Raw genomic sequence first — 13,772 nt, forward strand, 5'->3', positions numbered from 1 at the left:
GCGCGAGTGTCCACCAAATCCCCAATCCCCAATCCCGAATCCCGTCGTGATCGACTCAACCGATCACGAACAACGGCTGATCGAATTCGACCGGCTGGCCGTTCTCGCACAGCACCGCGACGACCGTGCCACTGGCCTCGGCCTCGATCGGGTTGAACATCTTCATCGCCTCGATGATGCCCAGCGTGTCGCCGGCCTTGACCTGCTGGCCGACGCTGACGAACGCCGGCTTGTCAGGCGACGGCGAGGTGTAGAAGGTGCCGACCATCGGCGACTTGGTGACCTGGCCCGGGGGCAGGTCGTCGGCCTTGGGCGAGCCGCCGGTGGCGGCGTCGACCGGCGAGCTCATCGGCATCACCGGCTCGGGCGCGCGCTGGGCGACGGGGGCCGGGGCCGGCGAGTAGGCCAGCGGGGTGCCGTTGGCGCTGGAGGTGCGCGACAGGCGCACGGACTCCTCGCCCTCCTTGATCTCGATTTCGGTCAGGTTGGACTCTTCGAGCAGGTCGATGAGCTTCTTGATCTTTCTCAGGTCCATGCAGGGCCTCTTGTGGGTCGTGGGCCGCGCGTCGCGCGTGGCCATCGGGAAGTGGATGAACGGGGTCAGGCGGCGCGCAAGCGGGCCACGGCGGCGTCGAGCGCGAAGCGATAACTGTCGGCGCCGAAGCCGGCGATCACGCCGAGCGCCAGATCGCTGAAATAGCTGGTGTGGCGGAACGGTTCGCGGCGGTGCGGGTTGGAGAGGTGGATCTCGATGAACGGGATCGCGACCGCGGCCAGCGCATCGCGGATTGCGACCGAGGTATGGGTGAAGGCGGCCGGGTTGATCAGGATCAGCGCGGTGCCGTCGTGGCGCGCGGCCTGGATCCGGTCCACCAGCACGTGCTCGGCATTGGCCTGCAGGCTGTCGAGCGCATGCCCGGCCTCGGACGCCTGCTGCCGCAGCATCGCGTCGATGTCGGCGAGCGTCGCGTGGCCGTAGACCTCCGGCTCGCGGGTGCCGAGCAGGTTGAGGTTAGGGCCATGCAGGACGAGAAGGGACGCCATCGCGCACCGGTCGCGGGAAGTGCGCGAAGTCTGCGGGATGTCCCCATTGCTGTCCAGTTCGCAGACGTTCGACGATTTTAAACGAGCGTTTGAGTTTGCCGGCTCAGTGGCGGGCCCAGGCGCCGGTTTCGCCGTGCGCGAACGGGCCGATGCGTTGTTTGACCAGCCGGCCGTCGCCATCGATCAGCACGGTGTAGGGCAGCACGCCGCGAGGGTTGCCGAGGCGGACGCCGGCATCGGCCGGTCCGGGCGCGTCGAGGGCGATCGCGTAGTCGACCGGGACGCGCTCGAGGAAGGCACGCACGGCCTCGACATCGTCGAGCGCGATGCCGAGCACCTGCACGCCGGTGTCGCCCTGTTCGCGGGCGAAGCGGTCGAGTTCCGGCATTTCCTCGATGCAGGGGCCGCACCAGCTCGCCCACAGGTTCACCAGCACCGGCCGCCCGGCATAGGCGTCGGGCAGGCGGAGGGTCACGCCGTCGAGGCCGTCCACCGTGAAGGCGGGCACCGGCTCGCCGCGCCGGGCCATCACCACGCCCTCGGGCGCAGGCGGCGCTGCGGCCACGAGTGCATCGTTGTAGAGGCGCTGGCCGGTCTCGGTGCCGAGCAACGGGCCGGGGCCGCCGACGAACAGGCTGGCGAGCACGCCGAGGCCGCCGGCGACGACCGCGATCGCGACAACCGTCCACGGGCCCACCTTCATTCGGCCGATCCCGCTCGGGCGAGCGCATCGACGACGATCGCGTCACTGAGCAGCGCCGGCAGCACGGTGCCGTCGCCGCCGCCGACCGGGTACACCACGTAGAGCGGCACGCCGACCGCGCCATGGGCTTCGAGGAAGGCGCCGATCTCCGCATCCACATTGGTCCAGTCGCCGACCATATACGTGGCCCCGGCCTCGGACAGCGCGGTCTTGAACGTGGCGCCCGACAGCACCCGGCGCTCGTTGGCCTTGCAGGTCACGCACCAGTCGGCGGTCATGTTGACGAACACCGGTGTGCCGGCGGCGCGCAACGCGGCCAGACGCTCCGCGGAATACGCGACGTGCGTGCCGCTCTCGCTGGTCGCGGCCGTGGCGGCGGATGGCACCGCCAGCCGGCCGACCGCGATCACCGGCAGCAGCGCCACCAGCGCCAGCGCCAGCGCGAGGCCGCGATGCAGCGCATGGCCAGTCCAGCGGCGGCGCTCGAACCACCACAGCGCCAGCGCCAGCACGGTCATGCCGGCGACCAGCAGCGCCATCGCGTCGACACCGCGCTGCTTGCCGAGCACCCAGGCCAGCCACAGCGCGGTCAGATACATCGGAAACGCCAGTACCTGCTTCAGCGTCTCCATCCACGCGCCGGGTTTCGGCAGGCGGTCGGCCAGCGCCGGCACCAGGCCGATCAGCAGGAACGGCAACGCCAGGCCGAGGCCCAGCATCAGGAACACCGCGAGCGCCATCGGCGTGGACGCGGTGAATGCATAAGCGAGCGCGCCGCCCATGAACGGCGCGATGCAGGGGCTGGCGACCACGCAGGCCAGCACACCCGTGAAGAAATCGCCGACCGGGCCGGTGCGCCCAGCGAGCGCCTGGCCGACGTTACCGATGCGCCCGCCGAGGCTGAAGACGCCTGACAGGCTCAGACCGACCGCGAACATCAAATAGGCGAGCGCGGCGACGAACCACGGCTGCTGCAACTGGAAGCCCCAGCCCATCGCCTGCCCGGCGGCACGCAGCCCGATCACCAGCAGGCCGACCAGCGCGAACGCGACCAGCACGCCGGCCGTGTACCAGAGCGCGTGCGAGCGCGCGGCCGCACGACTGCCGCCGCTCTTCGCGATGCCCAGCACCTTCAGCGACAGGATCGGCAGCACACAGGGCATCAGGTTCAACAGCACGCCGCCGAGCAGGGCCAGGCCGAGCGCGGCGAACAGGCCGATCGACGCCGTGCCCGGCGGGCGGGTGCGTGCGGCGTTGTCGGCATCGGCGCCGGACGGGCCTGAGGTCGCGCCCGACGTTGCAGTCGTCTCGATGGCACCGGCGGCTGCGGGCGCCGCGGCGTCGGGCGTGCCGGCCGTGCCGTCTGAGGAGGCCGAGCTGTCCATCGCCTCGGGTGCCTGCGTCGGGGTCGTGCCTGCCAACGCCGCGGCGGCTTCGCTCGAGGTCTGCACACGTCCGGCCGGCAGGGCGACGCGCACGGTGCGGGTCATCGGCGGATAGCAGATGCCGTCTTCCTGGCAGCCCTGGAACGTCGCGACGACCTCGACCTCCGCCGCGTCGGCGCGCGTGCGCACCAGTGGCAGCGGCACGTCGACCTGGTCGAAATACACGGTGACGTCGCCGAAGTGCGCGTCGTGATGTGCGCGGCCCGCCGGCCAGCGCGGTGTACCGGCACGGATGCCCTCGACGCCGCGGACCTCGAACCGGTTGCGGTCGCGATAGAGGTAGTAGCCCGTCGCCGGGGTGAAGCGCAGCAGGATCGTGTTGCCGTCGCCCGCGATCGCCTCGAACGCGAATGCGCGTTCCGGCGGCAGCGCGTCATTGGCGCCGGCCAGCGTCGGCGCGCGCCCGCCGCTGTTGTTGCCCAGCGCCTGGCCGAGCGCGGCGAAGCCGGCATCGGCCTGGCGCGCGCTGCCCGCCGCGGCCGGTGGCAGGGCGACCTGCAGCGTGCGCGTCTGCGGCGGATAGCAGATGCCGACGTCGGCGCAGCCCTGGTATTTCACCTGGACGGCCACCGTTTCCACACCATCGGCGGCGGCGCCGGTCAGCACCGCGGTCAGGCGCCCGCGGTAGGTCTCGACATCGCCAAAGAATTCGTCGGTGTACGCGCGCCCCCGCGGCAGTTGCAGCGGGTTGGACTTGAAACCATGGTCGATCTGCGCGGCGGTGCGATGGCGGTAGAGGTAGTAACCGTCGGCGATGTCCCAGCGGATCTCGATGCGTTCACGCGAGACCGCCCGGGCCGAGACCACCAGGGCCTCGTCGACCGGCAGCACGTCGTCGAAGCCGAGTGTCTGCGCCGACGCGGGCAGACAGGCCCATGCACACAGCAGCAGGGCGGCGAAGCCGGCCAGGAGGCGGGCGGATCGGCCGCGCAGGGCGGCGAACGGAGGAGGGCGCGCATGCATCGGCCCAGTATCGCAGGCCGTCGCGGCGGGCGTCCGAACCGCGGTTCAGCGCGGTGGGAGTTCCGGCTGCGGAGGCGACGTTCCAGCCCGGGCCTTCGCCCAGTCTCCGTAGAGCGGCGGCGCGACCCGGACGGGCACCTCGAGCGACTGCAGCGCCGGGTACCACGTGTCAGCGCTTCCTGGCGCGGCGATGGTCGCGACGATCAGCCCTCTCGGCGTCTCGGATCACCGACACCCATGCGCCGGGTCGAGCGCGCGCGCGGCGGTCCATCGACGCAGGCGGGGCGCCGTTCCTGCGGCGAGCGCTGGACGATGGTGGCAGCGGAGTGGGTGGCGACGCAGACCCGGGCCGTGGTCGGCGCGCGGGCCCGGCCGCGTTCTGCACGCACCCTGCACGCGGCGCCGGGCAGGCTCGCGCCGGCGGGACGCGGTGGAACGCTGCATCCAGCCGGGCGCAGGGTCGAACGGTCATTTAATGAACCGGTCGGTGTACTATCGCCCGCCCCGACGTCCCTCCCCGGAACCTGATCCCATGCGCTCACTCCTGTCCGCTCTCGTCCTCGCCGGGGCGCTGGGTTTCGCCGCACCGGTGCTGGCGCAGTCGTCGCCGGTCGACGTCGGTCTCGGGGCCTCGGCCACGCGCGAGAACGAGACCACCCTGGTCGCGACCGCGGCCTGGCTGCCGGAGTGGCGCCGCACTGCCCATGGCGTGCTGCGGTGGGAGCTCGGCGCGATCTACGTGCGCGGTCGTGACAACACGCGTTTCGACCTGGCCGAAGACACCGGCGTCGTCCATGGCGGCGCGCGCTACGAGCGTGACAACGGCTTCATCGCCGGTTTCGGCATCGGCGTGCAGGCCGGACGCACCGATGCCCTGTCGGGCAATCCGCAGTTCGTCAGCAGTGTCGGTTGGCGCTGGCAGCGGTTCTCGCTGCTGGCCCGTCATATCTCCAACGCGAGCATCAAGCAGCCCAATGACGGCGAGACCATGCTGGTCGCCGCGTGGCGCTTCCGCTGACGCACGGTCCGACCTGAGGCGTCGTGGCTCTGCCGCCGACGATGCAGACAGGCGGGGCAGGGCGGTCGCCGACGTGGCGGCGTACGCGGTGATGGGGCCTGCGGCTCACGTGGCGCGGTGGCTGGACTCGAGCTGCTCCGACGCAAAAGAATCTCGGCCCCGGCCCTTGTAAAGCGCGCCGGCGCGCCCATCTCCCGTCCGTCCCGGTGTTCCGGGGTGCGTGCGCCCGCTGTTCTGGCAGTCTCCATGGCCGAGTGCCAGAACGAGTGCTAGAATCGGCGCCCGTTTTCTTCACAATCAATCACTTAGAGAGGGTTGAAATGAGCAATTTGAAGCCGCTGTACGACCGCGTCGTGGTCAAGCCCGTCGAGGCCGAGGAAAAGACCGCCGGCGGCATCCTGATCCCGGACAACGCGAAGGAAAAGCCCACCAAGGGTGAAGTCGTCGCCGTCGGCGAAGGCAAGGCCCTGGACAACGGCAGCGTGCGCGCGCCGAAGGTCAAGGTCGGCGACATCGTGATCTACGGCCAGTACTCGGGCAGCGCCTACAAGGCCGAAGGCATCGAATACAAGATCATCAAGGAAGACGACGTTCTTGCCATCGTCGGTTGATTGACGGCGGGATTCGGGATTCGGGAATGGGGAGTCGAGACGGCAACTGCCGCGCCCCACTTCGCTCGAGTCGACCGTAACCCCGCCCTTTCGAATCCCTAATCCCTATTCCCCAATTCCGGAGTTTTTATCCATGGCTGCCAAAGAAATCCGCTTCGGCGAAGACGCACGCGCAAAGATGGTGCGCGGCGTGAATGTGCTCGCCAACGCCGTCAAGGCGACCCTGGGCCCGAAGGGCCGCAACGTCGTGCTCGAGAAGAGCTTCGGCGCGCCGACGATCACCAAGGACGGCGTGTCCGTCGCCAAGGAGATCGAGCTGGCCGACAAGTTCGAGAACATGGGCGCGCAGATGGTGAAGGAAGTCGCGTCCAAGACGTCCGACAACGCCGGTGACGGCACCACCACCGCGACCGTGCTGGCGCAGGCGCTGATCCGCGAAGGCTCGAAGGCCGTCGCGGCCGGCATGAACCCGATGGACCTCAAGCGCGGCATCGACCAGGCCGTCAAGGCCGCCGTCGCCGAGCTGAAGAACCTGTCCAAGCCGACGGCCGACGACAAGGCGATCGCGCAGGTCGGCACGATCTCGGCCAACTCGGACGAGTCGATCGGCACGATCATCGCCGACGCGATGAAGAAGGTCGGCAAGGAAGGCGTGATCACCGTTGAAGAAGGCTCGGGCCTGGACAACGAACTCGACGTCGTCGAGGGCATGCAGTTCGACCGCGGCTACCTGTCGCCGTACTTCGTCAACAACCAGCAGTCGATGTCGGCCGAGCTGGACGACCCGTTCATCCTGCTGCACGACAAGAAGATCTCCAACGTCCGTGACCTGCTGCCCGTGCTCGAAGGCGTGGCCAAGGCCGGCAAGCCGCTGCTGATCGTCGCCGAGGAAGTGGAAGGCGAAGCGCTGGCGACCCTGGTGGTCAACACGATCCGTGGCATCGTCAAGGTCTGCGCCGTCAAGGCCCCGGGCTTCGGCGACCGTCGCAAGGCGATGCTCGAAGACATGGCCACCCTGACCGGCGGCACCGTGATCTCCGAGGAAGTGGGCCTGTCGCTCGAGAAGGCGACCATCGCCGACCTCGGCCGCGCCAAGAAGGTGCAGGTCTCGAAGGAGAACACCACGATCATCGACGGCGCCGGCGAGACCGGTGGCATCGAGGCGCGCATCAAGCAGATCAAGGCGCAGATCGAGGAGACCTCGTCGGACTACGACCGCGAGAAGCTGCAGGAGCGCGTGGCCAAGCTGGCCGGCGGCGTTGCGGTGATCAAGGTCGGTGCCTCGACCGAGATCGAAATGAAGGAAAAGAAGGCCCGCGTCGAAGACGCCCTGCACGCCACGCGCGCAGCGGTCGAGGAAGGCGTGGTCCCCGGCGGTGGCGTGGCGCTGGTGCGCGCGCTGCAGGCGATCGGTCAGCTCAAGGGCGCGAACGAAGACCAGAACCACGGCATCATCATCGCCCTGCGCGCGATGGAAGCGCCGCTGCGCGAGATCGTCACCAACTGCGGTGAAGAGCCGAGCGTCGTGCTCAACAAGGTCAAGGACGGCACCGGCAACTACGGCTACAACGCCGCGACCGGCGAGTACGGCGACATGATCGCGTTCGGCATCCTGGACCCGACCAAGGTCACCCGTTCGGCGCTGCAGAACGCGGCCTCGATCGCCGGTCTGATGATCACGACTGAAGCGATGGTTGCCGAGCTGCCGAAGAAGGAAGAGCCGGCGATGCCGGGCGGCGGCGGCATGGGCGGCATGGGCGGCATGGATTTCTGATCCAGCGCCCACCGCTGCACCGTTCCAGGAAAACCCCCGCCGCGAGGCGGGGGTTTTTTCGTTATGCAATGCGTCGGTAGACGCGCGCTCGCGCGCAAAGAAAATATCCCGATGGACGGCCCTCGCACGCAAGCGCGCGCCTGCGAACGAGCGCGTTCCTTGAGCCGCCGCACCTGCAGCGCTAGGCTGCGCCGATGCCCACTTCACTGATCGTGGTCGACGACTTCCTCTCGACCCGGGACGCCCTGTCGCTGCGCGACGCCGGCCTCCGCCTGACCTATCCCGAGCAGCAGGGTGCGTTTCCCGGCCGCAACTCGCAGGAGCGCCTGCATATCCCCGGCCTGGTGCCGGCCGTATCGCAGCTGGTCGGCGAGCAGCTGCGGCCGATCGAACCGCTCGAATCCCATGCCAAGTTCCGCATCACCCGCGCGGGCGATGTCGGCCGCGGACGCGTGCACATCGACGGCCCCGTCGAATGGTCGGGGATCTTCTACCTCAGTCGCCCCGAAGACTGCCGCGGCGGCACCGAGTTCTTCCGGCATCTGCCCACGGGCACCGAGCGCGCGCCGCTCAATGAGGGCGAGCTGCGGGCGATGGGCCTCTCCAGCTATCAGGCGGTCCAGGACGAACTGCTCGCCCGCGACAGCAGCGACGCGTCGAAGTGGGAGATGACGATGCGCGTGCCGATGCGCTTCAATCGCCTGGTGATGCTGCGTCCGTGGATGTGGCACAGCGCCGGCGAGGCCTTCGGCTCCGGGCTGGAAGATGGCCGGCTGATCTACCTGATGTTCTTCACCCGCGGTTGAGGACGGCGGCCTGCGTGCAGGCGCCCGTCACCCGGTGTCGTCCAAGCTGTCGGGATGCTGCCTCACCTCACCGCCCGGCTGCGCACCCACCGCCGTGGCCTGCGCATCGCGGGCCTCGTGCTCGTCGTGCTCTACGCGCTGTACCTCGCGGGCGCCAATGTGTTCCTCAACAGCGCCTGGGGCGAGGGCGTCATCAACCGCAAGCCCGAGCGCTACCACGCGCGCTGGGACTGGGCGATGAGCCTGTATCCGGGCCACATCCACGCGCGTGGCGTCGTCATGGGCGGCCATGCGCGGACCACGCGCTGGACGATCGCCAGCCCGGTCGCCAATGGGCGCATCAAGGTGCTGCCGCTGCTGTGGCGTGAAGTCGCGTTCGGCACGATCCGGGCCCGTGATGTCTCGGTGCACGTCGCACGTGCGGACACCGATCTGCCCTCGACCAAGCGCCCAGGGCGGGCGCCGTGGACGTTCCGCTTCGATGCGATCACCACGCCCAGCCTGCTGCGCCTGGACTTCTTCGACGCCCGGGTCACCGGCCACGGCGACGCCCGATTCGCGTTCGAGAAGGAGCTGCAGGGCGGCCCGATGGAAGTCGGGCGCTCCACGCTGACGATGCCGGATGCGACGCTGTCGGTCGGCGACGTGGTGCTGCTGCGCGACGGTGCGCTGGACTTCGATCTGCGGATTCCCGCCCACATCCGCGAGCAGGCCGAAGGCGAGGAGAAGCTCGTGCTGCTCGATGCGCACATGCGTGTGGACGGCCCCGCGCCCGGCGTCGACCTCGTCGCCCGGAACGACGATGCACTGCCGATCGGCATGGCCGGCACCGCGGGCCACCTGCGCGCGGATCTCACCCTGCAGCGCGGTGTGCTGATGCCGGGCAGTCGGCTGGACTGGTCGGCGCCGGTGTTCTCGCGCACCGCCGACGGCGAGGACGTCCGCCATCCGCTGGGCGTCGCATTGCGCACGGCCGACGATCGCATCCTGGTCTCGGCGCGTGTGCCGGAAGGCGCCGACCGCCCGCCGCGGCTGCATGCGGATCTGCAGGTCCACGACCGTCGACTGGGCCCGGACGACTGGCTGCGGCCGCTGCGCGCGGTGTCGGGCCAGATCGATGCGCTGTGGCCGGCGGTGCCGCTGCGCTGGATCGACGTGATTCTCGACGACGTCGACTGGCTGTCGTTCGACGGACGCGCGGACCTCGAGGCAGCCGTGCAGGTGCGCGATGGCGAGCTGGCGCCGGGCAGCCGGATCGATCTGCGTGATACACGGCTGCAGGCCACGGTGCTCGACAACCTGTTCCAGGGCCAGGCACACGCGCGCATGCGGGTGGACGGCGACGATGCGTCGTCGCAGCGCACCCGCATCGACATCGTCATGGACCGTTTCGTGCTCGCGCCGGAAACCGCGCCCGACCGCGTGGACCTGCAGGGGCGCGACCTGCGACTGGATCTCGAATCCACCGGCCCGCTGGCCGAATTCCACGAACGCCTGGACGCGCGCCTGCGCTTCGACGATGCCGAAGTGCCGGACCTGCGCACCTACAACCGCTATCTGCCCGGCGACAGTGCGCGCCTGCTGGCCGGCCGTGGCGTGGCCAGCGGCGATCTGCGCCTCGACAACGCCGGTGAGATGATCGAAGGCCGGATGCAGGTGAGCGGGCAGGGCGTGCGCCTGGCGCTCGGACCGTCGACGCTGACCGGCGATGTCCAGCTCGACAGTCGGCTCACGCGCATGGAGCGGGTGGGGCGGCACTACGCGCTGGACGCGTTGAAACTGCAGCTCGACGGCGTGCGCCTGGATGGCGCCGGCGACGATGCGCCGCCGTCGTGGGCGCGCCTCGCACTGGAAGACGGCACCCTGGCCTGGCGCGAACCGTTCGAGGTCAACGGCCGCGGTCGCGTGGCGATGCGCGACGTCAGCGTGCTGCTCGGCCTGTTCGCCGAACGCAGCGCGTTTCCACGCTGGATCGGCAACCTCATCGATTCGGGCGAGGCGAATGCGACCGGCATGCTGCGCGTGCGCGAGAACGAAGTGGTGTTCGACCGCGTCGAGGCCAGCAACGACCGCATCGACCTGCAGGCGCGGCTGCGCATTGCCGACGGCACGCCGAACGGCGATCTCTACGCGCGCTGGGGCGTGCTCGGCCTGGGCGTCGAGCTCGAGGGCGGCGACCGCACCCTGCACATCGCCGGCGCCCGCGACTGGTACGAAGGCCGGCCGCCGCTGCTGCCGGCGGAGTGAATCCGATGGTCGCGTCTGCAACTGTCGCGCCGGCCGCAGGTGCGTGCTATCACTGGCGCCCATGACCCCGCGCCTGCCCACGTTCTTCTATTGGTATGCGTTTCCGACGCCACCGGCGGCGGACGGTCCGCGCGCGCCCTGAAGCCCACGGGTCGCACGCATCCTCCGAACGCCGCCAGCGCCCCTGGCGGCGTTTTTGTTTCCGAATTCCCACCTGTCCCGAGCCCTGCCATGCCCCCGCACACCGACGATCTGCGCATCCGCGCGCTGCAGCCCCTGACATCCCCGGCCGACCTGATCGCGGCCTTGCCCTGCGACACCACGATGTCCGAAACCGTGGCCAGCGCCCGCGCGGCCTGCCACGCGATCCTGCACGGCGACGACGACCGCCTGATCGTCGTCGTCGGGCCCTGCTCGATCCACGACCCGGTCGCCGCGCTCGACTACGCCGGCCGGTTGCGCGCCTTGCGCGACACGCACGGCGATGCACTGGAGCTGGTGATGCGCGTGTATTTCGAGAAGCCGCGCACGACGATCGGATGGAAGGGACTCATCAACGATCCGGATCTCGACGGCAGTTTCCGCATCGACACCGGCCTGCGCACCGCACGCGGCCTGCTGCGCGACATCGCCGCGATGGGCCTGCCGGCGGGGGTCGAGTTTCTCGACATCATCAGCCCGCAGTATCTCGCCGATCTGGTCGCCTGGGGGGCGATCGGCGCGCGCACCACCGAAAGCCAGGTGCATCGCGAGCTCGCGTCGGGGCTGTCGTGCCCGGTGGGCTTCAAGAACGGCACCGGCGGCGACGTGCGCATCGCGGTCGACGCGGTGGGCGCGGCCTCGCATCCGCATCATTTTCTCGCGATCGGCAAGGACGGCCGGGCCGCGATCGCGACCACCGCCGGCAACCCGGATTGCCACGTGATCCTGCGCGGCGGCGCGCAGCCGAACTACGACGCCGACAGCGTCGCCGCGGCGGCCGCCGTGCTGCAGGCCCAGGGCCGGCGCGCGGCGCTGATGGTCGACGCCAGCCACGCCAACAGCGGCAAGAATCCCGACAACCAGCCGGCCGTGATCGACGACATCGCCCGTCAGCTCGAACGCGGCGAGACGCGCATCGTCGGCACGATGATCGAAAGCCATCTGGTCGCCGGCAAGCAGACGCTGGTGCCGGGCGCGCCGCTGGTCTACGGGCAGAGCATCACCGACGGCTGCATCGACTGGGCGACGACGCGCGACTTGCTGGACCGGCTGGCCACCGCCGTGCGTGCGCGCCGCGCGCGGACGGACGCGCAGGCCGCGTGATCGGGGGTGCGCGATGTCGCTTCGCGGAAGTGCCCATCGCGCGCCAGCGCGCTCCTACAGAGGCAGTGTCGTGTCAGGCCGAGCCGATGCGAGGTCCGCTCCGTGTAGGAGCGCGCTCGCGCGCGAACGCCGTTCTCGGGAGCGCCCCGTCGCGCGCAAGCGCGCTCCTACAGAAGCAGTGTCGTGTCAGGCAGCGCCGATGCGAGGTCCGCCCCGTGTAGGCGCGCGCTCGCGCGCGAACGCTGTTCGCGGGGAGTGCCCCATCGCGCGCCAGCGCGCTCCTACAGAGGCGGTATCGTTCCAGGCGGGCCGATGCGAGGTTCGCTCCGCGTAGGAGCGCGCTCGCGCGCGAACGCCGTTCTCGGGAGCGCTCCATCGCGCGCCAGCGCGCTCCTACAGAGGCGGTATCGTTTCAGGCGGGCCGATGCGAGGTCCGCTCCGTGTAGGCGCGCGCTCACGCGCGAACGCTGTTCGCGGGAAGGCCGCATCGCGCACCGCGTACGCGTGACCCGGTCTACGCGGCTTCGCCCGCCGCCATGCCCGAGGCCCAGGCCCACTGGAAGTTGTAGCCGCCGAGCCAGCCGGTGACGTCGAGCACCTCGCCGACGAAGAACAGGCCCGGCACCTGCCGCGATTCCATCGTCCGCGACGAGACGCCGTCGGTATCCACGCCGCCCAGCGTGACCTCGGCGGTGCGATACCCCTCGGTGCCGCTGGCGACCAGCGGCCAGGCCTGCAGCAGCGCGGCGGTGTCGTGCAGCTGCGCCGGCGTGTACTGCTTCATCGGCCGGTTCGGCAGCCAGATCTCGCACAGACGCTGGGCGAAGCGGCGCGGCATCAGTTCGGCCAGCACGTTCTTGAGTTCGGTGCCCGGACGCTCTGCCTGCTGCGCCTGCAGCCAGCCCAGCGCATCACGGCCGGGCAGCAGGTCCAGGCGCAGGTCGTCGCCGGGCTGCCAGTACGAGGAGATCTGCAGGATCGCCGGTCCGCTGATCCCGCGATGGGTGATCAGCATGCGGTTGCGGAAGTGCGCGCCGTTGCAGCCGGCCTCGACGTCGAGCGCGACGCCCGAGAGTGCGTCCAGCCGTTCCTGGTGCTTGCCGCTGAGCGTCAACGGCACGAGGCCCGCGCGTGTCGGCAGCAGGGCATGGCCGAAGTGGCGGGCGAGTTCGTAACCGAAGCCGGTGGCCCCCATGCTCGGGATCGACAGCCCGCCGGTCGCGACGATCAGCGATGCGCACCGCAGACGACCGATCGCGGTGTCGAGCACGAAACCGTCGTCGATGCGGCGCGGCAGCTGCACCGCGCAATGCGTGCGCACCTGCACGCCGGCCCCGTCGGCCTCGTCGAGCAGCAACTGCACGATCTGTTTCGATGACCCGTCGCAGAACAGCTGGCCCAGTTCCTTCTCGTGCCAGGCGATGCCGTGGGCATCGACCAGATCGATGAAATCCTGCGGCGTACAGCGCGCCAGCGCGGATTTGCAGAAGTGCGGATTCGCCGACAGGTACTGCGCCGGCGTGGTGCCGGTGTTGGTGAAGTTGCAGTGGCCGCCGCCCGACATCAGGATCTTCTTGCCGACCTTGTTCGCATGGTCGAGCACCAGCACCCGGCGACCGCGCCGGCCTGCGGCGATCGCGGCCATCAGGCCGGCCGCGCCGGCGCCGAGGACGATGACGTCCCAGTCGGGGCTCGGGAGCGGCGGTGCGGACGGTGCGGACATGCGGGCGCGGCGGCAGTGGGCCGCGCAGTGTAGGGCGTCCGCCGGCATCCCGCCCCGTACGAGGTCCGGTCGTGCCGGGCGCCGGCGCGAACCTGCACACCGCCGTGCGTGGCGTGTTGTGCGCCTCACGCGC

The 13,772-nt window shown here is 70.1% G+C and carries 11 protein-coding genes; 6 read left to right on the top strand and 5 right to left on the bottom strand.

Translation table 11 applies throughout. The features are described from left to right. Positions 1–55: 55 nt before the first annotated feature. The 4 genes from accB to ACF3M1_RS02850 form a co-directional block, all read right to left on the bottom strand. The gene (accB, locus tag ACF3M1_RS02835) at positions 56–535 is read right to left on the bottom strand and encodes an acetyl-CoA carboxylase biotin carboxyl carrier protein (RefSeq protein WP_394003747.1); all 480 of its coding nucleotides are present in this window, start codon (positions 533–535) and stop codon (positions 56–58) included. 65 nt (positions 536–600) lie between these two features. Continuing rightward, positions 601–1,044 carry a type II 3-dehydroquinate dehydratase gene (gene aroQ, locus ACF3M1_RS02840; protein WP_394003749.1) on the bottom strand — a complete coding sequence of 148 codons (444 nt, stop codon included), beginning with the start codon at positions 1,042–1,044 and terminating at the stop codon, positions 601–603. Between the two features lie 103 nt (positions 1,045–1,147). Further along, positions 1,148–1,747 (bottom strand): TlpA family protein disulfide reductase, encoded by a 600-nt coding sequence (locus ACF3M1_RS02845; protein ID WP_394003751.1) that lies wholly within the window; start codon positions 1,745–1,747, stop codon positions 1,148–1,150. Beyond that, positions 1,744–4,155, bottom strand: a complete 2,412-nt coding sequence (locus tag ACF3M1_RS02850) for a protein-disulfide reductase DsbD family protein (RefSeq protein WP_394003752.1) — start codon at positions 4,153–4,155, stop codon at positions 1,744–1,746. The genes ACF3M1_RS02845 and ACF3M1_RS02850 overlap by 4 nt, the downstream gene beginning before the upstream one ends. A gap of 532 nt (positions 4,156–4,687) precedes the next feature. On the opposite strand from ACF3M1_RS02850, the gene ACF3M1_RS02855 reads away from it, so the two are divergent. The 6 genes from ACF3M1_RS02855 to ACF3M1_RS02880 all read left to right on the top strand — a co-directional run bounded on the left by ACF3M1_RS02855 (position 4,688) and on the right by ACF3M1_RS02880 (position 11,916). Beyond that, positions 4,688–5,173: an acyloxyacyl hydrolase gene (locus tag ACF3M1_RS02855; protein WP_394003753.1), complete on the top strand. Its 486-nt coding sequence runs from the start codon at positions 4,688–4,690 to the stop codon at positions 5,171–5,173. A 320-nt stretch (positions 5,174–5,493) separates the two neighbouring features. Further along, a complete protein-coding gene (gene groES / locus ACF3M1_RS02860; protein WP_394003755.1) occupies positions 5,494–5,784 on the top strand; it encodes a co-chaperone GroES in 291 nt (96 codons plus the stop codon). Positions 5,785–5,917: 133 nt separating this feature from the next. Continuing rightward, a complete protein-coding gene (groL, locus tag ACF3M1_RS02865) occupies positions 5,918–7,558 on the top strand; it encodes a chaperonin GroEL (RefSeq protein ID WP_394003757.1) in 1,641 nt (546 codons plus the stop codon). A gap of 194 nt (positions 7,559–7,752) precedes the next feature. After that, positions 7,753–8,364 (top strand): DUF6445 family protein, encoded by a 612-nt coding sequence (locus ACF3M1_RS02870; protein WP_394003759.1) that lies wholly within the window; start codon positions 7,753–7,755, stop codon positions 8,362–8,364. A 54-nt stretch (positions 8,365–8,418) separates the two neighbouring features. Beyond that, positions 8,419–10,611, top strand: coding sequence for a hypothetical protein (locus ACF3M1_RS02875; RefSeq protein WP_394003761.1), 2,193 nt, complete (start codon positions 8,419–8,421; stop codon positions 10,609–10,611). A gap of 231 nt (positions 10,612–10,842) precedes the next feature. Then, positions 10,843–11,916, top strand: coding sequence for a 3-deoxy-7-phosphoheptulonate synthase (locus ACF3M1_RS02880; protein ID WP_394003763.1), 1,074 nt, complete (start codon positions 10,843–10,845; stop codon positions 11,914–11,916). A gap of 514 nt (positions 11,917–12,430) precedes the next feature. Here the strand turns inward: ACF3M1_RS02880 and ACF3M1_RS02885 are convergent. Further along, positions 12,431–13,639 (bottom strand): NAD(P)/FAD-dependent oxidoreductase, encoded by a 1,209-nt coding sequence (locus ACF3M1_RS02885; protein WP_394003765.1) that lies wholly within the window; start codon positions 13,637–13,639, stop codon positions 12,431–12,433. Between the last annotated feature and the right edge of the window lie 133 nt (positions 13,640–13,772).

Origin of the sequence: Luteimonas sp. WGS1318 (assembly GCF_043187535.1) — a bacterium.
Classification (GTDB): Bacteria; Pseudomonadota; Gammaproteobacteria; order Xanthomonadales; family Xanthomonadaceae; genus Luteimonas.